The sequence below is a fragment of the Halobacteriovorax sp. DA5 genome (assembly GCF_002903145.1).
Lineage (GTDB): Bacteria > Bdellovibrionota > Bacteriovoracia > Bacteriovoracales > Bacteriovoracaceae > Halobacteriovorax_A.
Genome location: NZ_PPDJ01000002.1, coordinates 352,951 through 375,952, shown reverse-complemented (window position 1 = coordinate 375,952; position 23,002 = coordinate 352,951). Strand labels below are relative to the sequence as shown.

The following is a 23,002-nucleotide window of genomic DNA, read 5'->3' as shown; positions in this document are numbered from 1 at the left end:
GAATGAAATTTGTCGATAAGAGATTATGAGTATTACGACAGATTTTGATTTTGATGAATTATCACAACAGTTAATAAGATCAATTCGTGGTGACAAAAGCCAAGAATGGGTTAATCAGAAATTAGGCGCCAGCTCTAATATTGTCCATCGTTGGGAAAAAGGTCATTCAAAGACTTCATGGGAAGACTTTTTATCTTTGTGTGACATATTTAAGATTGATCTTAAAAATATTCTTTTGTCCTATTTACGCTATCAAGATACCTTACAAGAGCCATCTAAATTACTTGATTTTATTTTTAGTAATAAATCCTTAAATGACATCTCTAGCTCATGTGGCATTACTACATCAAAATTAAGACGTTTAAAAAGTGGCGAGACAGGACTGTGTTTAAATGATTTCTTACAAATCGTATTTGGACTTGATGAGATGGAATCGATGGCCCTTGTCTTCGAATTAACTTCACAGAAGTCAATTCCACTCCTTGATAATTATAATAAGATGCGCCTTGAGATTACTAAACACTATTTTGATAACCCAAATATTGGAATTGTTCTTATTTGTTTGGATTTACCTGCATATAAAAAACTTAGCTTTCATCAGGATTCGTTTCTAGCAAAGGCCACAGGCCTTAGTATAAAAGAAGTTAATGATATTCTAGTTATTTGTGAAAATAATAAATTGATTGAAAAAGTCGATGGAATCTATCGTGCTGGAAAAATTAAAATTAGTGATCGAGGTAGCCGTCAGCAAATGAATGATATTCGTAAGTTCTGGCTTGAAAAGGCCATCGCAAATATAAAGGATAAGTCAGAAAAAGATGCTTACGGTTCTATGGTTTTTAATGCAAGCCAATCTGCAAGACAACAAATCATTGCTCTTTACTTGAGATTTTTTGAAGATTTTAAAAAGATAGTTTCTGAAGATACTGATGAAGATGTTGTTACTTTAGTGCTCAATTTCAATCTATTTAATCCTGGTAGTGATGATATAAATGACTGATTTTATTTAATTGTGTCTAAATTTGTTACTCGTGTGACAAAATCGGGGAGAGTTTTTCCAACTTTCATATCCTGAATATATTCTATTCATTTCAAAATTTATAATCTATCTTTAAATTTTTATTAGGGAGTTTTTATGAATAGAATAATTTTGACGCTACTTTTATCATTTATTTTTATTAGTTCGAATGCAAGTGCCAAGTCTACGGCAAGATTTCAATTTGACTTTGAAATTACAAATATGCTGACAAATGAAATAGTTATTTCAGCTGAATGTGAAGTTACACAAGTTCTTGAATGGAACAATAGTTTGAATGTTTTCAATTGCAATGTTGGAGAAGGTGATAACTTTCTTATTAAGAATGTTTCTCATGATCTTGGCTACGACTATACAAGATCATCTGCGTATACAAATTATTACTTAAGTGGATCTGGTGGACTTGTAACTCAACTTTTTAAATATTCAAAACTTGATTATGCGATTACAAACGCTGGTATGATCGATGTGTACTATAAGGGCCGTAGGCCTTCAATTTCCTCAGTAGAGACAATGGTCGAAACTGAAGAGGACGTCTTTTTATTTTCAGTAACTAAAATCGAATATCTATAATTGAAAAGGGAGCCTGCGCTCCCTTCTTTCATTTGATTATGCTGCTAATTCAAATTGCATTTTTTCTTTTGTAAGGCCCGTTAGCTTGTCAAAGTCATAAGTATACCTTTCTCTTAATAACTTATTCTCCTTAATGGTATTTACTAATGCCATTAAATGATGTCCCTTGCGATAGTCGACTTCTTCTTTATTCGACTTTTCACGGTTACAACTTGGACAAAGAACCTGAAGGTTATCAATCATAAACTCTAAGTGTGGGTGAATCGATTTAGGTTTTATATGATCAATGTGCATATTGTCGTGCTCGATTCCACACTTTAGACACTTTGTGCCTTGGATACGAAAGACTTGCTTACGTAGATACTTCCAGTTTTTTTCATTCCCAAATGCTACTTGGGACTTTCTTGTGTGAATAAATTTTGCAATCTCCATCTGTGTTCTAAATTCAGCTTGCTGCGCTTGCGCTAGACCAAATTTTGGTCTGATAACAAAAACAAATAGCGATAACATCAACGAGAGTGAGCCAATATACCATACTAGTGTCATGGCCAATTCACGATAGAAACCAAACGATAATCCATTCATCGCGATTGCATTCATTGCGTTTTCCTCCGTCAAAATGTCTGTGTAATGTGCGTGTGTTGTGTGTGCCTAGTGTTAGGACTTTTTTTCACCTCCTTGCTTTATATAAAGCAAGGGCCATGCCAAAAAACATAACAATATTAGATGGTTATTATCTAAAAAAAAGATTGAACAGGTGACACAAAGTAACTGTTAAAAATAGTCAGGATCAGAGCGGCGCCACAAATATAGATTATCAAACAGTAATATATGTTTAATGAACAGGTTTTATTTGTCGATAAATAGATAAATTAATAATTGGGAAGTTTTAATTGAAAAAAAATATTATGAAATACTTTGTTGTCTTCTTATTGTGTAGTTACTCAGTTTTTGCATACAAATCTATTTATATAAAAAAAGAAGAAATAGTATATACATGTAAGGTGACATACGGTTTATATGCCGACGAATTTTTTCTTTGTGAAGATAAGGACGTTGTGAAGCTTGTCAGAAACAAAGATAGCCAAAAGTTATTAAAAGAAAGGTTGGAAACAAATAAGAAATTATTTGAAAAACTTATAATAGACAAGCCTGAGTTGAAGGTTGGCGAAGTTACTTTTACAAATATAAAAATACCCTCAGATGAATATTTTTTTGCATTGTATTCTCGTCTTATAGCTTACAAAAGTAATTTCGTAAGCTATAGAAGTAAGCAGGATGTAAATCACTATTCTTCTTCTTTTGCATATGTTTTAGAAGCGGTTCGTAGTCATAATTTCGAAAATTTAAAAATACTATTTAATCATTACAATTCAGACTTTTTAAAGTTTTTGGCGTTACGTTTAAGTTATTTTTATAATGGAAATGTCGATGAAATAACGAACGTTGTTGGAAATGATACCTTATTAAAGGCATCAATGTATGATGACTACTTTTTTCCAATTTTATCGAAATATAAATTTAGCGAAAAGGCAAGAAAGTCATACATGACTGATTTGATGAATATAGAACCATTCAAAAGAAAAAATAAATACAATAATATCTTTACCATGATCAAAGAAGATCAGAAGTTGTTTGATAAAGCTAAGGCACTTGCTAAAGCTGGTTTTAGTGTTAATGAGTCTCTAATGCTTGTTACGAATACTTATAAGACTAGCTTTTACTTAGATAAAAATAGCATTAGTGATTTATATAAATCAGGATATTCATTTGTAGAGAGATTTGAAAACTCTAATGGAGAAGATGTCATACCTCTTCTTTATATCCTGGAGTTTTCTAATCGCAAGGATATTGGTGAATATCTTTATGAGCTTGCTCCATTTATTGCTAAAATTAAAAACACAGATCTTAATGATAAGATTATCAAAGCCGCTTTAAAGAATCCAAATATTAAGGATTATAATAATTTTGGTATTAATTCATTAACGAAACTAGCAAGTGGAGTTACAGCTATTGAGTACGCATGGGAGAATCGTTTATATAATGCATTCTTCGCTCTTTCTAGTGGCATGATTCCTTCTCAAAGAATTCAGCAAAGAAAAATTGAAGATGAAGAATTACCTATTTTGATTTCTCAGTTTCTAAAGTCTTGTGGTGATTTTGTTCGCTTCGAAAAATATTATGAATTTTCGAACTTTATTTATAAAGAATTTTTGAATCTTGAAGATGAATATAAGAAAAGATTCAATAAAGAATTTAAATATAACCGGAATCAAGATGTAACACTTGGCAAGATAATGAAACAATCCCGTGTCTATGAGAAAAGTGTTAGCGATGCTTATGCTAAATTATCTACTTTTATAAAAAATAGAAAGATTCTAAGAAATGATAAAATTAGGTTTAGTCTCAATAAAGAGGTGGTGGATATAGTCTCTACAAGAAATAAGAAATATAGTTTTCGTCCTTTAGATAATGAAAATGATTTAAAAAAAACATTTGATTTGGCATGCCTTGATGATCGTTTAAAACCTATTGATTTATTCATTGCATCTGTTGAGCCAAAGGGTGATCATGTTGTGGCCACAGATTTAATTTCCTATAAATCACTCGTAAATAATATTTCTACAGATTCATGTGTATATCTTCTCAAAGTTTCAGAAATTCAAACTCTGTATAACCTAGCTCAGTTAAATGCAGGTGAGTATGAAAAAGAGTATGCTCTTAAAGATAAGAAGAAGATTACACTTTATAATAAAGATAATTCAGAGATTGGTATCAAGCTTAAGGATTCAAATAAGGCAGTAATCTATACAAAAAAACATGGGAGTGAGGAACTAGATTATATTTTTTACGAATGTGAAAAATCTTCTTTAAGTGATGACTATGTTATATGTGACAGGAGAGTATTCGTTACTTCCTATGGTGATATCAATAATGATGGTATCGAAGATTTTGTTGTTAGAGTATATCCTAGGTATAGGATGTTTAATTTGCAATACCCTACATCTGAATCGTGGACTAAAACTTTTGTCACAGCAATATTTTATTCTGATAAAGATCGTGGACATAACATGATAATGGTACAATAACGGATTTCATAAATGAAAAAAATAACTAATAGTTTAATGTTAAAAATTTTGGTTTGTTTCATTTTTGCTACTCAGGCCAATGCGATAGGTTTATTACTCTATGGGATCATTGAGAAAATGAGATCAACTCCACCAATACATGTACTATTAAAGCAGGATCTAAGTGATACGCTTAGAGGAGTTGATAAAAATGGTGATGGAATTAGAGACGATGTGTTTGATTATGTAATGGCAAATTTAAAGAATGATACTGAAGAGGAGAGGAAGATAGCTTCTTTGTATTTGAGGACCTTTGAAAGAATATTTGAATTAGAGAATATGTACCATACTCAGGTTGAACGTGAGATTCAGCTCTATAATAATTTAGAGTTTTGTATTGATAATAATCTTAAGTTTGATGATTATTATTTAAAACGAAAATTGTTAGCGCTCTACTTTAATACTCCACAAAGAAAAAATTATTATAATAATTTCTTTTCTAGTCTTAGAAATAGGTTTAAAAGTCCTGAGTATGATCGTTTTAAATTTACTGCATATTTTAAATATTGCTCTGGTTTTAAAGGAGTTGATTTATTTCCATATCAATTCGAGTTGTATCGTGAATACTTCGATAATGATCTAACCAAGGCAAAGCGCTTTACGCAATTAACTTATACAGAGCTTATGGATGCTCGTATAAAAGTAGAAGATTTTCAATATATGAAAATCTTCTATAAAGAATTAGATCGTCGTTATAGGGCCGGCCAATTTCAAGATTATAAAGGTTGGTAATTAATTAAAAACCGATGATAGTTTTAACATAACCTCGTCCACACTTGGAAGATCGTCAATGGCCCCCGAGGCCTGGCCAACTTCTAATTCACCTTCATCAATATCGCCATCAAGCATTCCAAGCTTGGCGCGGCCTTTTCCTAAATGTTCAACGAGCTTTTCAACTGATGCACATTCGAGTTCTAGTTTAAGTGACTCCATGGCAAATTTATTATTTAAGAGTCTTACGGGAACGTATGGTTTCATCTGAAGGCGAGTGTCTCCAGGGCCTGCTTTTAAAATAAGATCTTTATAATTTTGGTGGGCGCTACTTTCTTTGGTCATAAGAAAGCGAGTTCCAAGTTGGACACCGCTTGCTCCAAGACAAAGGCCTGCGGCAATTGTGCGTTCATCAAAGATGCCACCGGCCGCAATAACAGGAATATTAACTGTGTCACAAACTTGTGGGATAAGACACATTGTTGTAATTTCGTCTCGTCCATTGTGGCCACCGGCCTCAAAGCCTTCTGCGACAACTGCATCAACGCCCGCATCTTCACATTTTTTTGCAAGGGCAGGACTTGAAGTGACATGGACAACTGTACATCCCTGATCTTTTAAAAACTTTGTATATTTCTTAGGTGAGCCTGCTGATGTAAAAAAGATTTTAATGCCTTCATCAAGACAAGTTTGGATTTGTTCCTCTGCAAGACGATAGAGAAGAGGGACATTGACTCCAATATGCTTACCATCATCTAAAAGTGATTTAGCTTTTCTTAAATGCTCCCTTAAAAGATCCGGTTTCATTGAACCTGCACCAATAAGGCCTAAGCCTCCGGCATTGCTTACTGCTGCCGCTAATTTTGAGCCAGAAACCCAAACCATCCCACCTTGAATGATAGGGTATTCAATGTTGAAGAGCTTACAAATCACATTATCTTTTAAGTTAAACATATCAAATTTCATTTAAATCCTTATCTGAAAAAGGGGGAGTCTTTGATCGACTGAGCTCTCCCTCTAATTTCTCGTCTTTGAATAGGCCGTCAGTAAAAGCACGAGTGGCCGTTCGTTTATTGCCAAAACCTTTCATATTGGTAACGTGAAAATCTGCTTCGAGCATGGCCTTTCTAATTTTGACTGATGCGCTATATGTTGTCATTACGGAATTATTATTACATAAGCTACGCAGATTCCTGAACCATTCTTTTGTCCATAAAGAAGGATTTTTTGTAGGCGAAAAAGCATCTTGAAAAATACAATCCACTTTAATTTCTTCTAGGATAAGTTTCTTTATAGTTTCTCTGGCATCACCAATTAGAATTTCAACTTCAAAATTATCGTCTATGTTAAACTTGATTTTATCATTTGAAATTTCGCCATTTGAAAAACCATGTTGTCGACAAACCCATTGAGCTAGTTCAGGGTCAATTTCTGTTGAGATAAATTTGATCTTATTTTGACAGTTTTTTGCTTCATTGAATGTTGCAAGAACTCCTAGGCCTACCCCAAGGCCAATCTCTAAAATTGTTATAGGTGAGTTGTTTGCTCGGTCAATGATGCTGCAGCCATAGACGTAGTTATGAAGGGTCTCTTCATAGGCACCAGCAGTTGAATGACAATTCTCATCATAGAGGCCACTGTGTAGTGTTAGATGTCCATCAGCGGTTTCTACTGCTTGGTATTCGCCTAATTTTGTTTTGAATTTCATAGGTAAAATTTAACACTTGAGCTATTTCACGGCCATGGAAATTTAAGTTTAGTTAACCGAATCCGAATAGTTAGTTGATGAATACGGTTTTAAAATCTAAATTCTTTCATATTTTATTGGCCATCACCGGCACATTTGTGATGTCGTCATGTGGTGAGTACGGTGGTGGTCCTGCACCTATTTCTAGTTCTCAAGTTGGTAGTATAGTTGAAGTTCAGCCGTCTTTAGATGAACTTTCTCTATCTAATGCTCGCTCTGCTTGTTCTCGTTTAAGAGCAATGCGTATGAATTTAGCAAGTACTGATGATATCGAGACTGTTAAGTTTGAAGTTAGAAAAGGTTCTTGTAGTGCTAACCCGAGTGTTAGAAATGTAAGGGCAAGTATTGATGCTGTTTATAATAATAAAATAAGCCTACAAGTTGTATCTGGTGCCTTCGATGTACCTGGTGAGCTCTTAGAGACTCAAGTGCAAACAGATGAAGATGGATTTATGCAATTATTTTGTCAGGCCTTCTTCAATAATGGAAATCCTAACCAGGTTTACGCAAATTTTGCAGGAATTGGAATTGTTTATTCATTTCCAAATTCAAATATCTTTGTAAGAAGTATCGTTACTGATCGATCTGCAAACGAAAAGGTCTTGTCGCAAAAGTATACTTATACAATTGAAGCCAATTCAGCTGCTTCTCGAAATGCAATGATCGAAAAAATTGAATATGAAACACAATGCTCAAATAACAATGTTAAGTATGATTATCAAAATATTGAAGAATATACTTTAAAATAAGAAGCCTCTCACTTTTAATAAGAGGCTTCATTCATTATCTTAAATCCCAATCATTATAAATTGCTGTTAGTCTTGGTGTAACAAGTCTTAAGTAGCGAGAGAATAAATCATATCTCTCTTTATCGATTGAAGCGTGATTTGCAAGAACTCTTAATGTTTCAAGATATGAAAGTCCTTGGCAGATCGTTTCAGCGTGGATCATTAGTTTGTCGACATTTTCTTCATTCATCCATGCCTTTGGGTTTGCAAGATCTGAAAGGCTATCTGGCTTGAGACATTTGATGATTAATTTCACAAGACTTTTCTTAAAAGTATATTGTGTTGAAGTAAGCTCTTTTTGTTCTTTGCTTTCCGCACTAACCCAACTAAATGCAGGGTGCTTAATAAAGAGATTCTTAAAGTATTTGTCAGGGTTCTTTGCAATATATTTAATCATGTCTTTAAGGGCCATGAGCGCTTGAATTTGACTTGTTCCTTCGTATAGAAGTGGACCAAACGAATCACGGTGATAGCGACTCATAGGATACTCTTCCATAAATCCATAACCACCAAGAACTTGAATGGCCTTAGTTGAGAGGTATGTATAAGCTTCACATGAATAGTACTTAACAAGAGGAGTGCGTTTTCTTGTCCAAATTGAAGCATTCTTAAATTGAGCTTCTTCTTCGCTTGTAAGCTCTCCTGTTATTTTCTTTTTTAGATCTAACTTTTGAAAAATATCATATGAAGAAATCGTATCAACAAGTAGTGCTCTAATTGCATCTCTTTCAGTTTCAAAGTCTTCAAGATTTCTTTTCATAAGTGGTAGTTCTGAAATCGGCTTATCAAATTGCATACGCTCATCAGCATATTTTCTAGCATAGCCAATACAGCCTTCAATTCCACCAAGTGCCTGCATACCTACAGCGATACGTGCTTCATTCATGAGGTGAAGCATATACTTGAATCCTTGGCCTTCTTCACCAATTAGGCGAGCAATAGAATTTTCATAAACGATTTCACAAGTAAATGATCCATGCATTCCCATCTTATGTTCGTTTTTGGCAACGATAAAATTAGGGCCTTCAACACCTGGCTCATCTTGCTCACATAGAAAGAGTGATAAACCTGAAAGTCCTTCTGGTGCACCTTTTACTCTGGCCAATACAAAGCCAATACCGCCACCACCATTAGTGATAAATATCTTAGAACCATTTAGCTTATATGTGCCATCTCCAACTGGAGTTGCGGAAGTTTTAATCATACCAAGATCTGAACCACAGCCAGGTTCTGTTAAATTCATTGATCCTGAAAGTTCTCCTGAGATAATTTTAGGAACAATTCTTTGTGCTGTTTCGTGGTCACAAAAACGGTGAACCATATCTGCGATTGAAGTAAAGAAAGCAAGCTGTGTACATTGAGAGTTACACGCTCGTGATAGTTGTTCTAGTAAAACCATTAGTGCAACAGCAGGAAGTCCCATTCCTCCAAAATCAGTAGGAAGACTTACTCCAAATGCTCCCAGCTCAGTTGCCTCTTGATAGAATGCATTTAATTCTGGGCCAGGAATCGTTCTACCATCTTTAACTTCTCCAGCACCATTTTGATCAATGGCCTCTGCTCTGGTATAGACTGCATCAGCTGCCCAGCTACCTGTTTGAGTAAGAAGCTCTTCCATAAAGCTTAGGATTTCTTCTTCATTATTAAAGCCGTCTTCAGTAGGGAAGTTAGGATAGTACATTGGAATAATAGTTTTCCAATCAATTGCGTTTCTAAGCATCCACTTCCATTCACTTTCATCACTAAAATAATTCATTTTTTACCTTTCCTTTATTTTAAAATCGAATAAATGCACTAATTATGATAAATCAAACCTATGTCAAAGTCACGCCGAGATACAAGAGATTCCCGCTGTCCAAATTGTCGCATCAATACTCATTGGTGCTTTTGTGACGTGCTTAAACCGTTTGCTAACCAAACTAAAGTCATCATCCCTATGCATTATACTGAGAGATGGCTGACGAGTAATACGGCCTATTTCGCGACCAAGGTACTTAAGAAATGTGAAATTTTCGAAAGAGGAAATGTTCATGAGCCTTTTGGGCCCCAGCTTTTCGACTTTGATACATTTGATTATATCTATCTTTTTCCAACACAAGACTCACTTCCTTTGCAGGATTATAAGGCCGAAGAAGGTAAGCAGACTTGTCTTGTTGTACCTGACGGTTCTTGGTCAAAGGCCAAGAAATTTCACAAGCGTGAAGAAGTACTTGGGCGTATGCCTAAATATCACTTAATTGATGTGGGACACAGTATCTACGAATTAAGAAAGTCTCCTGGTGAGAATTTTCTGTGTACATATGAGGCCATTGCACACGCTCTAGAGGTTCTCGAGGAATCTGAGGTTAAGGATCATATGATTGAAGCTTTTAAGGTGATAGTGGAAAGAATAAAAAAAAGCCGAAAGGGTGACTTTCGGCTTTAAATGATATTTTAGACTATTCTAGCATTGCTCTTAATTGCCAATTTTCTTTTTCTAGCCAAGCAACTTTTTCGTCTGCATAAGCGACTGTTGTAGCATCGTTTTCATCACCAGCTGTTGCCGATAACTCTTTGAAGGCTTCTAGGAAGTATTGATTGTCTTTTAGTATTAGCTCTAGTGCTTGCGTACTTGTAAAAGATGACTCATTCGTCTCTTTTATGCGGCTTATTTCGAGTGCGCCTGACATCGTTAAAACAGGTTTCTGATGAAGTTGTAATTGTCTTTCTGCAAGGTCATCAAAAACGATCGCAAATTCGTTGTATAGAGCTTCAGTTAGCGCGTGAATTGGTTGAAACATCATTCCTGTTACATTCCAGTGAATGTTGTGAAGTTTCATAAAGTATACTTGTGCATCAGCTTGAATTAGTTTTAATTGGTTAATCGTGTTCATACGTTCTCCTTTATTTTCTAAAGTATAACAATAATAATTATACGAATCCAATAAAGAATCTATGTCAGCTCATAGTAAAAATCTATTGAAGTTTATGAAAGATTAGACGTATGCATACACTGCGTAAAAGTGAGAAGTAGTGCCTAAAAGGACACAAATATGCCAAATTGCATGACCCAAGTATAGACTTTCACGCAGGTAGAAGAGAACTCCTGTCATATAGCAGGCGCCACCAATGACAATCCATTTAAGGCAATCAAAACTTAGATTTGCGATCATTTCTGTGCGAATAGCAAGAACCATCCAACCCATAATCAGACACAGAATTATCGTAAGAACTTCAGAACGATTAAAGGCAAAAAGCTTAATCAGAATCCCAATAAAGGCCAAGGCCCAAATATTGATCATCATCCACATTCCTGTTTCACCTTTAATGGCCAGCATAAGAAATGGCGTATATGAGCCGGCAATCAAAAGATAGATGCCAATATGATCCATTTTACGAAAAATATTCTTAAGCTTCTTATGGGCCGTCCCATGATAGAGAGTGGACATTGTATAAAGGAAAGTGATTGAAAGTCCAAATACAGTATAGGCGAAAGTGTGAATGCCAGACTTGGCCTTCAAAACCATCATAATTGTTCCAACTATTCCTAGGATAATACCCAAGCTATGTGTTGTTGAGTTGATGATTTCTTCAAACTTAGAATAGAGTTCGCCGTTACGTTCGTGCATATTGAAATTATATCAGAAGTTAAGAAATTATATAGATACGGCAAACTTTCTCTTAACTCGTTAGAGCTATTTTATGTCAATGGATATGGGAAGTAGCTGAATTTGCAAACCAGCATGGCAAGCGTGATTCGAGGTTTTTTATTGATATTTCGTCCCCGCTAAATTCAAGAAGTGCCCCGTTTTTGATGATATCCATACGGCACTGTAATGTTGGATAGCTATCCAGGGTCTTGGTAACAGTCGTAGGATCTGAGTTCGTTATTTTAGCGTGCTTATTTGGGTCAGAACTCATATGAGCAATGGCCTTAGGGAAGTCTTGAGCAACCTGCATTGTCTCAAAACAAAGCTCTTGGTTAAAATTATCAGAAGAGAACTTCTCTAGACACAGTGAGGCCGCATATGGGTCAAGCTCTATTGGAGAGTCAAAGTAGTTTGGATTATTAATGACAAATTTCTTATAACAACTTGCTGCTGCAAAGAAGTCCGATTGTCCTTCTGTACTCATTTGTGAAAAATGCTTATTTTCCATACGCGGTGCTTTTCCAAGAACATGTCCTATCTCATGACAGGCAGTAAAGGCGTATGCTCTTTTTGTCATATTAGGCATGCGAGCAAAGCCTCCCCAGAAATTAATATTAAAGTGATCTGCCTTGTCATCGTATAAGGCCCAAGCACTAAAATACGGAGTTTGCCAGTCGAGGGTTTTCACTGAAATACCACGCTTTTGTTTTATCGCTTCGTCTTGATACAGCCTCAAGGCTTCAACAACGACAAAGTAAAAATCTTGTTCTTTTACTTCTGAACCAAGGTCTTCATGAGCAAGAATCTGATACTCATGAGGATTTCTCTCACTAGTTGTAGCAAGGGCCGAAAAAGTTAATAGTGCACATAGCAAGGTAAGCAAGATTTTCATATGCCCAATTTATAGTACAAAAGGGGATTTTGAGGTATATTGTTGAAAATAATACAACCATTTCTTAAAGGTAATCTAGCGAAATTATTTATTATGAATAAAGAATCTATCATCTCTACACTTATTGAAAATTTAGAAACAGAACTGACAAAGGCCAAAGCTGCATTTGAGACGACTCGAGTGATGTCTCAAGAGCCTGATATGGCCCAAGAAGGTAAGTACGATACTCGCGCTATTGAGGCAGGCTATCTTGCAGGGGCCCAAAAGAAGCGTGTTGATGAGCTAGAAATCGATATCAACATGATTAAAGAGCTTTCTGAAGATCTTCCCAAGGGAGATAAAATCGCACTAGGCTCACTTGTTGAACTTAAATTCAATGATCAGACAAGGCATTACTTCATCACACCAACTGCAGGTGGAACAATGCTAAATCTTGATGGAACACCACTTCTTGTTATTTCAGTTTTCTCTCCCATTGGAAATGAAGCCTTAGGGATGGAAGTTGGAGATTTCTTTGATGTTGAAACGGGTGATATTACTCGTGAATACGAAGTTATTTCAATTTCTTAAAATAAAATCATTAGGCCCATTCGTAATCATAATGCTCTTGGTACGGATGGGTAAGAATCTCATATGTATCATTTTTGCTTAAGCCTTTTGGGTTAAGCCAGTCGTTTAAATACTCTTCTTTTAAAAAGATAGGGCAGCGATCATGTCCCATCTCTTCAATTTCCTTTGGTGGATCAGTTGTTATGATAGCAAATGATTTAAAGCTTATTTGCTTATCATTTGATGTCCACTCATCCCACAAACAAGGTGCAAGAATGAGCTTTCCATCTTGTGGAAGAAATTTAATAAGAGTTTTCTTGCCGTTTCTTTCAACCCATTCGTAAAATGCTTCAAAGGCAATGACTCCATGGTTTTTCATAAAAAGTGGTGCCCATGTTTGTCTCTTTTCGAGTGAATCAAGTCTGGCATTAAAGACATTGAATTTGGTCGGAATTTCTTCTTGCGATCCTCTTGGGCGAACACGGTAGCGCATTGGTGAAATGCTTCTCTCTTCGTATTCTTGCGTCATAACATTTGCAAAATAATTTGGAAAAATTCGCCCTTCTTTATCAGCTGACTTAAAGATATCACTACTTGGTTTTCTCTTTAGGCCCAGTATTTTCTTTAATTCTTGCGGATCAAGAGAAGCTTCTAATTCTTGCAACAGACGAAATGACTCATAAGCCTTCGTGTTTAAAGGAGTATTAAGCTTTTGTGAAAGCACTTTCAAGTTTGTTTGCGCTTGTATCGAAAAACACATGGTAATATCTTAACATATAAATTAAGAAAAATTACATCTTCAAGATGTATGAACATGCTAGGATGGATTTATGATTAACAGAAGATACCGCGTTGAAGGCGTCGTTCAGGGTGTTTGGTTTCGAAGAAGTACATACGAGTATGTTCTTAAACATACACCTACAATTACTGGTTATGTAAAAAATCTCAAAGATGGAAGCGTTGAGGTTATGGCCAGTGGCGAATTAGACGATATAACCAATCTCGAAGAATTTTTAAAGGTCGGCCCAGAGACGGCCAAGGTTACGAATGTGACAATTATTGAAGAGCTGCCAGTCTCAAATTTTACAGAATTTCAGATTGGTTAGTCCTTTCTGATAATTGTACAAAGTTGATCAATTTTTTCATCAATCAGTTTCGTATCTTGTGATTGGATCGCTTTTGCAACACAACCTCTTAAGTGATTTTCCATGACTGAACTTTCAAAACCTCGAAGGGCGCCGCGAATTGTTTTTGAGCGGTGAACGATATTGATACAATACTTTCCATCTTCAACCAGATTTATGAGGGATTCAAGTTGTCCCTGAATTCTTTTAAGACGATTAAGGTGCGAGCGGTGATCTGCCCCTGGTGTATTGATAAATTTCTCTAACTCTATTTCGTTCATGAGCGCCATACTAGCGAAGAGGCCAGAATCCGTCCATATAAAGTGATCAGAAATATAGGTGATGGGGTATTAAAAAGACATTTAACTCATTGAAACTATATGGTCTTAAAAATTTTTCATGTAATCTATTCAAGCATTGTTTGCGGTGCGTCTATGTGTGGTAAAAACCGTGGCATGAAATATATCACAACAGCAACAACTCTTATTTTATCTCAACTTTCACTTATGGCCGCTTCTTGTCCAACGAATAAAATCGTAATCGATGGAAATTGGAAAACGACCTACCAATGTGAAAATAATAAACTGACGTCTTCTTTTGAAACATATTTAAAGACGGGCTCAAAAACGGGAGCTAGCACATACGATGAACAAGGGCGTATGCTAACAAATGACTCCTGGAGTTCTGATGGTATCTATACATATCATGCTGAGTTTGAATATTTTGACAATGGAGAGCGCTTAAAAAGTGTTTACGTTATTGATGAAAATGGCATTGTCTCAGACAAAATAAAAGAAAAGATTCTTATGAAAGGTGATGCCGAAGATCCTACAATTTTAAAACAATGGGTAATCTCACAAAGCTCATATAAGCAAATTGGAATTAAACATTACCGTTACGATGAAACTAATGATGATGACTTCTTTGTTGTAAAGCCTTATCGAATTGATGTTCTTGGTAAAGATGGCGAGGTCTCAAAATACTACGAAGTTGTTTATAATATGAAAGCGCCTCTTGCTAATCTCGTTTCAGAGTTTAAGGCATTCACACCATCTGGGGAATTGATCGGCCAGTATAATGAAGTTGTACCTTTTAATGTTAGTGATCAGCTTAAAAAATTTAATCTTTCAAATGAAGAATACGAGCGTAGATTAAGTATCTTTGAAGACAAGACTCGTGAGCCTGTTGTTATTATTGATACAGGCTTTGATATTATGCACCCTTCATTAACTCATAAATTATATAACTCGCCATTTGATTTAGTAGGTGATGGTATTGATAATGATGGAAATGGGAGAGTCGATGATTCTTGGGGTTGGCAAAGACAAGATGATGCTGGCCTAAGCCTCCTGTTAGACAATAACAATATTCGTGAAACGCATTCCCTTATTCATACTCCATATCCTGTTTCTCATGGAACCCACGTAGCGGCCCTTGCTTTAAAAGATTTAGATATGTACGGCCTTGTTGGTTTTGCTGGAGATGTGGCCATCTCTGATCACTTAGAGAAAGCTGCAGAATATATTAAAGAGAAGAATGTTAAATTTGTTAATATGAGCTTTGCTATTGGTTATCCTGGTGCACCAATGTCGGCACCACGTGAATCATTCTATTATCTAGAAAATACATTCGTTGAAAATCCAGAGACTATCTTTGTTGTGGCAGCAGGGAACGCTCGTGGAAATCTTGATCTCGATTTAAAAGGAAACGACAATTACCCAGCAAGCTATGATTACAATAATATGATTAAAGTTGGAGCACTAAATACGGCAACACTTGAAAAGGAGAAGATGGACACATATAAACCAGCTAGCTTTTCAAAGTTTGGAAACAAGAAAGTACAAATCTTCGCCCCGGGGCAAGGTGTTGTCTCTGCTCAGTCAGGTGGTGGAACAATTCCATTAAATGGAACTTCTATGGCCGCTCCTTTTGTGACAAACGTATTGTTAAAAGGACACAAAATTAATCCAGAGCTTTCTCCTTTAAAATTAAAAGAGCTGCTTCTATCAACTGCCTATATTCCAAAAAGCGGAAGGCTTCCATGTGAAAGTGGTGGGATCGTTGATCCTGAAGCCTTTTACAAGGCCGTGTTAAAAACAAAGTCTAATTAACACGACCTTTTGTAGCTTGCGAGAGCTGGCGTGACAGCTCTCTAATTTCTTCTAAGCTTTTGTTAGAGTAATCAGTATTTTTAACTGCTTCTTTTAATGCCTTTGCTCTTGGCTCAATTGAACGAATGAGATTTCTTCTTTCATTGTTTTTAGCAACCACATCTCTTAGAACAGTTTTTAACTCACTCGCAATAGTATTCATATCATTTGTTTGAGCTGCATTATCTGCATTTCTGATGAAGTTTCTAAGCACATTTTTTGAGTTTTCTGATGTCATTGGTACCGTGTGTTCGACATCATCATCTTTTAAAACAATCGAGAAATAGTTATTATTATCTTTTATTATTTTAACATAACTATCACTCCCAACATTTATCTTATACGTGCCCTGATCTCTAATAGGCCTACTAAGTTGCGAGGGAAGAATTCTCGACATTAAGTTCAAGTTAAGAGAGTCGTTTTGTACTTTGAATCCTTTCGCAATATTGATTATCGTATCTGCCTTTGCAGCGACCTTTTCTAGTGTGAAACCTATTTGAGGGTCTTTCTGAATCTTTCTTGTCACACTTTGAATATCTTGTGCGTGGTTATAAAGCTCTTCCATTGAAAAATAATTTGTATAAGTTCTTCCATCATGAAGCTTGCCGTCTGGTTTTAAGTGTTGAACACGTAGATCGTAAGCGGATTCTTTTCCGATTGAGCGATTATATTCAAACTTAGCATGTCTAAACTCATGAGGCAGAGTATTAGCATGGCCTCCATTAATTAGCTCTCTTAAGTTTGAAAAATTAAATGAGACAGTTCTAGTACCTCTATTTGAAGAGCCTTGCGCTTTCTTTAGGTCATCTGGATAAAAGACTATCTTTTGTCTGAAATCTTCATTTCTGAATCTATTTAGTCTAATTACTGCTGGGTTGTCTTGATCTGCAGCAAATTTATTAAATTGTAGGGCCTTTTTAGTTACATTCTGATTCGTCTCTTTATTAACGGCCTTTCTTTCTATAACACGAACTGAGAAGCCTTGATCATTTAACTCTTTTGCAAGTCTAATTATGTTTTCATCTGATGAATCAATCATCGTTGCCTCAATTGCTGCAGAGGCCCTGCTCTGATTCAGACTATTCTTCTCATTAAGGCGTAGGATATTTGCAAGACCTGTACCTGAGACGAATGTTGTTTTATCTGATGCAAGAAGAGCACTACTTCTTTGATACATCTCTTGAGGTGAGATAACGATCTGACTTCTTCCCGTTTGTTTCATGTATGCAAGTAGTTCTTTGGCCGCATCTGATTTTGCTGCTACAAGATCACCTTCATAAAGAACAATTCGTTTTGTTTTCTTTCCTTGAATTTCAATAATATCTATTCGATGTGGAAGCTCAATTTTATTGATTACCTTTAATATTCCTTCTGTCTGCGCATTTGAAATCTCTGTGATCTGCTCAGGTTTTTCAAACGCTCTTTTGGCCAGTGATAAATCGAGTCTTGCTAAAAAGCTTGATTCTTCTGAATAAGGCCCTTTTGTTTCAACGACATCTTCATCATCAATATCTTTTTTCTCGTGAATATTATTTTCGAGTTCTTCTTTTGCAAAGTCTTCGCGAGTATAGCGACTTATACCAGTTTTTGACTTTAATAGAAATTTCGCAACCTTTGCTATGACAATTGTTGGTGGAATAACATAAGAACCCGCAAATTGACATATTGCTTTTGTTCTTGCCGCTGGTGAAAGACAAGCGTAGTTTGCTTGCGTCGAATAATAAGCATCTTGGAGCATATTAAAAATAATTGTTCCCATTGTTTTTGAGAAGTGCTTTGCTGCATTGATATAATGCAAAGGCCCTATACCATCAGTTTCACTTAGTGAGCGCGACCATTCCATAGCGAGCATATGTTTGGCGCTTTGAAGGGTATTAAGGAGCTCTTCATTCTTTTCTCCACGATACTCATCATCAATAATATAATCGACGACTGAACCAATGAACTTCATAAACTCAACCGCAGAACCCCAAAGACCCTGTAGGCAAGAGATAAAATCAACAGCAACATTGCTCTCGACTATAAGGCCCGGATCACATTTTCTTTTATCTATTGCTTCAACATCTTCGCAGGCAGGTGAGTTTACAACAATTTCACATAATTGTTGTGAATTTGCCTCATCAAGAATATTAAGGTTTCCAATTTCTAAGCATTGAGTCTGTGCAACACTAAGATCCAATTCATAATTACTCATTGGGACAAATGCGTGAATTGACATATTTATAATTAGAGTAAGTACGGTACAAAGTTTTCTCATTATCTTTGCTCCGTAACAAATTTGAATTTTTCATTTAAGTCTTTTATATCTGATTTTGATATCTTTTTTTCAGAGCTTAGCATTGTGATAATCGTGCGATTTTTATAAAGACGATGTATCTCAGCTAAGTAGATTGTTTTGGATCTTGAGTTTTTATAGCTACCAAGCTTATAGACTTGAATATAGTTTTTCTTTTTCGTGAAGTCTAAGGACTCTGTTTTAAATTGTGAGAAATCGCTATACTTGAGTATTTTGTTTCTTTGATCTAAGTATTTTCTTATTTTTTCTTTATTATAATTCTCAATTTTATTCGATGAATTCTTATCCTCGACTGTTAGTCTCTTATGAGAATTCTTCCAGACCTGAATGTTGTCAAAACTGAAGTCATGTTCCCATTCTAAATCTTGATTTTTATTAGCTTGGCCCGTGAAATTAAATAGTAGTAAAAGTGTAATTATAATAGCTCTTCTCATACCTTATATTATCGGTTGGTTAATGAAGTGCTTTACGTCTTTTAGCGCTTTTTTAGCACGTAGACAGATATTTTGACCCAAGTTATTCTATTGTCATGAGACAAGTCTTATCAAAACTAAATCATTCTTTTAGTAGTGTTTATAGTGCTATCACTTTAGTCATCATTTTTGTCCTTTATTTGGTCATAGGTGCGGTAGTCGATTATTTATATGGCCCGAAGATTTCAAATTCCCTAATTTTTAATGGCCCATTTTTTATCTTCTTACTTTCACTTGTAACATTATCATTAGTCGTAAGTTTTCTTAAAAAGTTTCCAATAAGAACTAGGTTACTAGGTATTCATTTAACACATATTGGTTTAATTACTATTTGTGTCTCGACGATAGTCTCAACTTTCACATCAATTAAGGGTCATATAGAACTCTTAGAGAAGTCGGAAGTTAAAACTGCTATGCTCGATCAGTACCAAGCTCAATTAAGAGAGCGATCTAGCGGAAAAACTTTATATATTGATCTAAATTTTTCAGTAAGACCTCAAGGCCTAAATCTCGATTTTGGTCCGGTTTATCTAATTTCATACCTACCTTATAGCGAAAAATTTCACGCAAACTTTAAAAGTACAGGAGATAATAGTGCTGTCGTTTTGAAGGAGTCTCGCTATCTTTCGGGAGTCAATAGTGAGTTGATTTATCTTTCTTCAAGTCGTCTTGATCATCCAACTAGTATAAAGGATGGTAATTTGGAGATCGTTCTTTTTAATCAATCAATGCTCAATTGCTTGGAAAATTTATCAAATGTGAACCCTGCTTGTTCAGTGTACACAAGAAGAAAGTCAATATCATTGCTCAAAAAAGAATACTGTTTAACTAATAAATATGCTCTTAAAGAAGATGGTTTTTATTCTTTAGGTAACGAATGTAAAATGCAAAAAGTTAAGTTAGAAGTTGTTGGTGATAGTTATAAGTACCGCTTAAATAACTTTTTAGAGGATACTGGCCTAAAATTAGAATATCGCTATAGCAGTAATTTTAAAAAGCATGATAGTGACATTCTTAAGTTTTATGAGAAGGGAAATACTCAAAAAATTTATCAAATGAAATTAGGTGAAACGAGAGAGATTATTGATAGTGAAGGAAGATTCTATGATCTTAAATTTCATAATAAGGAATTTAAACTTCCTTTTGATATTCGTTTAGACAAAATCTCAAAACAAAATAATGAAAGTAGTTATGAACTTTTAATTTCAGATCAAAAATACATTTTAAACTCGAAGAATTCAAAAGCTAATATAAGTGGCTGGTTAATTTCTCTAGATCCATTAAGTCCATATACACCGAAGAAGGTTAAGTTAAATATCTCTTTTGATCCAACTCGTATTTATAAAGTTATGGGGCTTGTCATCTTCGGTTTTTCCCTTGTTGTACTAGGTTTTCAACGACGAATTAGCTAAATATCCGAAATTACCAACAAAATTCCAGAGATAATGTAAAGTTAAGAGAGTTTATACATTTTCACTTTTAACTTTACCTTTCTTAAACTGACCTGAGTAGTCTCATTGGCTATAAGTTTCTCAAGAAAAAACATTATTTTTTAACAATTGAAAAACAGAGGGGAAACTTATGAAACACCTACTTTTAATTTTATGTGCAGTATTTTCTTTATCATCTTTTGCAAAGCTTCAATCATCAAGCATCGAAATAGATCGTTATGACACAGAGGAGCAGGCCAAGAAAGCATGTCTTGACGCAGAAGTTGAGTATGATGAAATCAAAGATATCAAAGTTGAAGGTATTGAATTTGAATTTATCACTAGAAAAAGTGGTAGCCATCACATTTGTGAAATCAGAACAACTCTTGATAGTTACGAGCAAGTACTATCTAAGAAGCAAATTAAACAGAAAATCACTAATAACTACGATAAGTCATATACTGAGTGTATGAAAATGAGAAACAGAATCATCAATACAACTATCGGATATGTTTTTGGAGATGTTGATTTCTACAAAAAAGGTATGTTCGGTGGCGGAAAATACGTATGTGAATTCAACTTTATTGTTGTCGAATAATCAAGAATTCTTAGGGGTTTGCTGATTGTTCTAGCATAATTGGGGGCTTTGTGAGGAGGCCCCCCTTTACTTATTTCACGCTCATTTAAATTCGATAGATTTTGTTCTATAAAGCAAAAATGAAAATAATCTTAGCTATTTATATAATCTTAGTTTCAAATGTATTCGCTCTTAACCTGAGTGAGAAAATTACTGTATCAGGGATCTCCTCAGGAGGCTTCTTTGCTCATCAGTTTCACATTGCCAATAGCAACCTAGTAGAAGGTGCAGCTATATTTGCAGCAGGCCCTTATTACTGCGCAAAGGGCTCTGTGGCCTTGGCGACAAATACATGTATGAAGGGAAATGGTGCCTGGGGCAGTGCATATCAGTCGTATGTATTTGCCAGTGGATTGGCCATGATGGGCCTTATTGATCCTACGACAAATTTAAAAGATGATAAGGTTTATATTTTTTCTGGGCAAAACGATAAAACAGTCGTTTCTAGCGTAAGTGAAGAACTTAGAGACTTGTATGCTTTCTTTGGTGTTAAAAATCTCGAGTACGAGGGTACATTAGCAGCTGGCCATACTTATCCTACTGAAAATAAAGGAGTTGAGTGTGAGCTTTCAGAAGTTCCATATATTGGAAATTGTAATTACAATGGTGCTTTGAAGTCGCTTAGTGCGCTCTATCCTGAAAAGAAGCAAAGACGTTTTACTTTCAAAGGAAAAACAGTTGAAGTTGATCAGGCCAAGCATTTTACAGCTTTTGATGTTGGAGCATTCACGCCACTATTACAAGACAAGGCATATCTCTATATTCCTTCGCGTTGTAAAGGTGACAGAAAGTGTGACCTGCATGTAGCTTTTCATGGCTGTAAGCAAACTGTAGATCATATTGGCATGAGTTATATTAATGATACTGGAATAAAAGAAGCTGCTGATAAGCTTGATGTTGTTGTTCTTTTTCCTCAAGCAAAGAAATCAGTAATTCCTGGAAGAAATCCACACGGTTGTTGGGACTGGTGGGGACATTCAGGAGCTAATTATCACCTGAAAGATGGCCAACAAATGCGTATAATCAAGGCCGTGGTCTTAGATATTTTACAAAAACCTTAAGTGTTTATTGAAACACTATATTTTTATGGTAAACAAACTGTATTGTGAGACATTTTGCTAAGTTAATATTTATTTTGATAACTATTTCGACTCCTGTAATAGCAGGCGAAGTCGTTGTCGATTTCTATGAATATTCAACTTATTCCAACGATCACATTGTTGACCAGGTCTATGAAGTAAGGTCTCAACTTGCTGCTACAACCAGAGGTAGCTTCTTTAACAAAGAATGCTTTAAAGAATATTATTCTAACTATCCAGATACCCCGACTACAGTTTCTTATCTACTTAAAGAGAATATCGCTTTTCCTATGATTGGTAAGAAGCGCTTAAACTTGGGGGACTTGCGCAAAACCTATTACAACGCAAAAAGCGAGCTTCTATATCGTCTTGATAAGAAATGTAAAACAAGTGATTATCTCCTCGTACTCCTAAAGGGAAAGACATTAAAGGGACATTTATTCCAATCTGATTTTTATATTGAATTCGATAAAGATAAAATGTTTCTCATCTCTGGCCTTGAGAAAATCGAGCTCAAAGAAGATACACCTAATCAAGCAAGACTTACGCCGTCAACTCTACTTAAGGATGACTGGAAAAGTGTATGGCGTGAATTAGAGTTTAAAGAAAGCGGTTACGAAACAAATTTCTAAATTGGCCCATCCCTTGCAACTTATTACCTTGAATACTTAATTTGTTAAAGAATTTAGCACTTTAGAGGACTATGCCTGTTTCATTTTTGGACAGCTGGCCTATAGGTGTACAATTTTTAAAGGTAATG

24 protein-coding genes are annotated in these 23,002 nt (G+C 35.3%); 13 read left to right on the top strand and 11 right to left on the bottom strand.

Annotated elements, in window-relative coordinates; translation table 11 throughout:
• Nucleotides 1–25: 25 nt before the first annotated feature.
• Both C0Z22_RS05135 and C0Z22_RS05130 read left to right on the top strand, forming a co-directional pair.
• Complete coding sequence (locus C0Z22_RS05135) at nucleotides 26–1,000, top strand: DUF4423 domain-containing protein (protein WP_103217269.1); 975 nt, start codon at nucleotides 26–28, stop codon at nucleotides 998–1,000.
• Between the two features lie 135 nt (nucleotides 1,001–1,135).
• A complete protein-coding gene (locus C0Z22_RS05130) occupies nucleotides 1,136–1,609 on the top strand; it encodes a hypothetical protein (RefSeq protein ID WP_103217268.1) in 474 nt (157 codons plus the stop codon).
• 36 nt (nucleotides 1,610–1,645) lie between these two features.
• On the opposite strand, the gene C0Z22_RS05125 is transcribed toward C0Z22_RS05130, so the two are convergent.
• Entirely contained in the window at nucleotides 1,646–2,209 is a 564-nt protein-coding gene (locus tag C0Z22_RS05125; RefSeq protein WP_103217267.1) for an HNH endonuclease, read from the bottom strand.
• A gap of 404 nt (nucleotides 2,210–2,613) precedes the next feature.
• Between C0Z22_RS05125 and C0Z22_RS05120 the strand changes: the two genes are divergently transcribed.
• Together C0Z22_RS05120 and C0Z22_RS05115 are read left to right on the top strand one after the other, a co-directional pair.
• A complete protein-coding gene (locus C0Z22_RS05120; protein ID WP_146037801.1) occupies nucleotides 2,614–4,698 on the top strand; it encodes a hypothetical protein in 2,085 nt (694 codons plus the stop codon).
• 12 nt (nucleotides 4,699–4,710) lie between these two features.
• The gene (locus C0Z22_RS05115) at nucleotides 4,711–5,469 is read left to right on the top strand and encodes a hypothetical protein (protein WP_103217265.1); all 759 of its coding nucleotides are present in this window, start codon (nucleotides 4,711–4,713) and stop codon (nucleotides 5,467–5,469) included.
• Here the strand turns inward: C0Z22_RS05115 and C0Z22_RS05110 are convergent, their stop codons facing one another.
• Together C0Z22_RS05110 and mnmD are read right to left on the bottom strand one after the other, a co-directional pair.
• Nucleotides 5,470–6,414 (bottom strand): nitronate monooxygenase family protein, encoded by a 945-nt coding sequence (locus C0Z22_RS05110; RefSeq protein WP_233189697.1) that lies wholly within the window; start codon nucleotides 6,412–6,414, stop codon nucleotides 5,470–5,472.
• A complete protein-coding gene (gene mnmD / locus C0Z22_RS05105) occupies nucleotides 6,404–7,156 on the bottom strand; it encodes a tRNA (5-methylaminomethyl-2-thiouridine)(34)-methyltransferase MnmD (protein ID WP_103217264.1) in 753 nt (250 codons plus the stop codon). The genes C0Z22_RS05110 and mnmD overlap by 11 nt, the downstream gene beginning before the upstream one ends.
• Nucleotides 7,157–7,233: 77 nt before the next feature.
• Here mnmD and C0Z22_RS05100 point away from each other — a divergent pair, with 77 nt between their 5' ends.
• Nucleotides 7,234–7,944: a hypothetical protein gene (locus C0Z22_RS05100; RefSeq protein WP_146037799.1), complete on the top strand. Its 711-nt coding sequence runs from the start codon at nucleotides 7,234–7,236 to the stop codon at nucleotides 7,942–7,944.
• 34 nt (nucleotides 7,945–7,978) lie between these two features.
• Here the strand turns inward: C0Z22_RS05100 and C0Z22_RS05095 are convergent, their stop codons facing one another.
• Nucleotides 7,979–9,739, bottom strand: a complete 1,761-nt coding sequence (locus C0Z22_RS05095; protein ID WP_103217262.1) for an acyl-CoA dehydrogenase family protein — start codon at nucleotides 9,737–9,739, stop codon at nucleotides 7,979–7,981.
• Between the two features lie 60 nt (nucleotides 9,740–9,799).
• Between C0Z22_RS05095 and C0Z22_RS05090 the strand changes: the two genes are divergently transcribed.
• The gene (locus tag C0Z22_RS05090; protein ID WP_103217261.1) at nucleotides 9,800–10,408 is read left to right on the top strand and encodes a tRNA-uridine aminocarboxypropyltransferase; all 609 of its coding nucleotides are present in this window, start codon (nucleotides 9,800–9,802) and stop codon (nucleotides 10,406–10,408) included.
• Between the two features lie 13 nt (nucleotides 10,409–10,421).
• On the opposite strand, the gene C0Z22_RS05085 is transcribed toward C0Z22_RS05090, so the two are convergent.
• The 3 genes from C0Z22_RS05085 to C0Z22_RS05075 all read right to left on the bottom strand — a co-directional run bounded on the left by C0Z22_RS05085 (nucleotide 10,422) and on the right by C0Z22_RS05075 (nucleotide 12,504).
• On the bottom strand, nucleotides 10,422–10,856 hold the full coding sequence (locus tag C0Z22_RS05085; RefSeq protein WP_103217260.1) for a DNA starvation/stationary phase protection protein: 435 nt from the start codon (nucleotides 10,854–10,856) through the stop codon (nucleotides 10,422–10,424).
• Nucleotides 10,857–10,958: 102 nt separating this feature from the next.
• Nucleotides 10,959–11,591: a hemolysin III family protein gene (locus C0Z22_RS05080; protein ID WP_103217259.1), complete on the bottom strand. Its 633-nt coding sequence runs from the start codon at nucleotides 11,589–11,591 to the stop codon at nucleotides 10,959–10,961.
• A 76-nt stretch (nucleotides 11,592–11,667) separates the two neighbouring features.
• Entirely contained in the window at nucleotides 11,668–12,504 is an 837-nt protein-coding gene (locus C0Z22_RS05075) for a hypothetical protein (protein ID WP_103217258.1), read from the bottom strand.
• A 93-nt stretch (nucleotides 12,505–12,597) separates the two neighbouring features.
• On the opposite strand from C0Z22_RS05075, the gene C0Z22_RS05070 reads away from it, so the two are divergent.
• Nucleotides 12,598–13,074 (top strand): GreA/GreB family elongation factor, encoded by a 477-nt coding sequence (locus C0Z22_RS05070; protein WP_146037798.1) that lies wholly within the window; start codon nucleotides 12,598–12,600, stop codon nucleotides 13,072–13,074.
• A gap of 10 nt (nucleotides 13,075–13,084) precedes the next feature.
• Here C0Z22_RS05070 and C0Z22_RS05065 read toward each other — a convergent pair whose 3' ends face one another.
• Nucleotides 13,085–13,813, bottom strand: a complete 729-nt coding sequence (locus C0Z22_RS05065; protein WP_103217256.1) for an SOS response-associated peptidase family protein — start codon at nucleotides 13,811–13,813, stop codon at nucleotides 13,085–13,087.
• A 70-nt stretch (nucleotides 13,814–13,883) separates the two neighbouring features.
• Here C0Z22_RS05065 and C0Z22_RS05060 point away from each other — a divergent pair, with 70 nt between their 5' ends.
• Nucleotides 13,884–14,159, top strand: a complete 276-nt coding sequence (locus C0Z22_RS05060) for an acylphosphatase (protein ID WP_103217255.1) — start codon at nucleotides 13,884–13,886, stop codon at nucleotides 14,157–14,159.
• On the opposite strand, the gene C0Z22_RS05055 is transcribed toward C0Z22_RS05060, so the two are convergent.
• Nucleotides 14,156–14,458 (bottom strand): metal-sensitive transcriptional regulator, encoded by a 303-nt coding sequence (locus C0Z22_RS05055; protein ID WP_158246820.1) that lies wholly within the window; start codon nucleotides 14,456–14,458, stop codon nucleotides 14,156–14,158. The two genes, C0Z22_RS05060 and C0Z22_RS05055, sit on opposite strands and share 4 nt — an antisense overlap.
• Nucleotides 14,459–14,632: 174 nt before the next feature.
• On the opposite strand from C0Z22_RS05055, the gene C0Z22_RS05050 reads away from it, so the two are divergent.
• Nucleotides 14,633–16,288, top strand: coding sequence for a S8 family serine peptidase (locus tag C0Z22_RS05050; RefSeq protein ID WP_158246819.1), 1,656 nt, complete (start codon nucleotides 14,633–14,635; stop codon nucleotides 16,286–16,288).
• Here C0Z22_RS05050 and C0Z22_RS05045 read toward each other — a convergent pair.
• On the bottom strand, nucleotides 16,281–18,545 hold the full coding sequence (locus tag C0Z22_RS05045; protein ID WP_146037797.1) for a hypothetical protein: 2,265 nt from the start codon (nucleotides 18,543–18,545) through the stop codon (nucleotides 16,281–16,283). The genes C0Z22_RS05050 and C0Z22_RS05045 overlap by 8 nt on opposite strands.
• Nucleotides 18,546–18,583: 38 nt before the next feature.
• Nucleotides 18,584–19,057 carry a hypothetical protein gene (locus C0Z22_RS05040; RefSeq protein WP_103217251.1) on the bottom strand — a complete coding sequence of 158 codons (474 nt, stop codon included), beginning with the start codon at nucleotides 19,055–19,057 and terminating at the stop codon, nucleotides 18,584–18,586.
• A 95-nt stretch (nucleotides 19,058–19,152) separates the two neighbouring features.
• Here C0Z22_RS05040 and C0Z22_RS05035 point away from each other — a divergent pair, with 95 nt between their 5' ends.
• The 4 genes from C0Z22_RS05035 to C0Z22_RS05020 all read left to right on the top strand — a co-directional run bounded on the left by C0Z22_RS05035 (nucleotide 19,153) and on the right by C0Z22_RS05020 (nucleotide 22,874).
• Nucleotides 19,153–20,508 (top strand): hypothetical protein, encoded by a 1,356-nt coding sequence (locus C0Z22_RS05035; RefSeq protein ID WP_103217250.1) that lies wholly within the window; start codon nucleotides 19,153–19,155, stop codon nucleotides 20,506–20,508.
• 169 nt (nucleotides 20,509–20,677) lie between these two features.
• Nucleotides 20,678–21,124 (top strand): hypothetical protein, encoded by a 447-nt coding sequence (locus C0Z22_RS05030; RefSeq protein ID WP_103217249.1) that lies wholly within the window; start codon nucleotides 20,678–20,680, stop codon nucleotides 21,122–21,124.
• A gap of 119 nt (nucleotides 21,125–21,243) precedes the next feature.
• Nucleotides 21,244–22,224 (top strand): PHB depolymerase family esterase, encoded by a 981-nt coding sequence (locus C0Z22_RS05025; protein ID WP_103217248.1) that lies wholly within the window; start codon nucleotides 21,244–21,246, stop codon nucleotides 22,222–22,224.
• Nucleotides 22,225–22,298: 74 nt separating this feature from the next.
• Entirely contained in the window at nucleotides 22,299–22,874 is a 576-nt protein-coding gene (locus tag C0Z22_RS05020; RefSeq protein WP_103217247.1) for a hypothetical protein, read from the top strand.
• Nucleotides 22,875–23,002 lie beyond the last annotated feature (128 nt).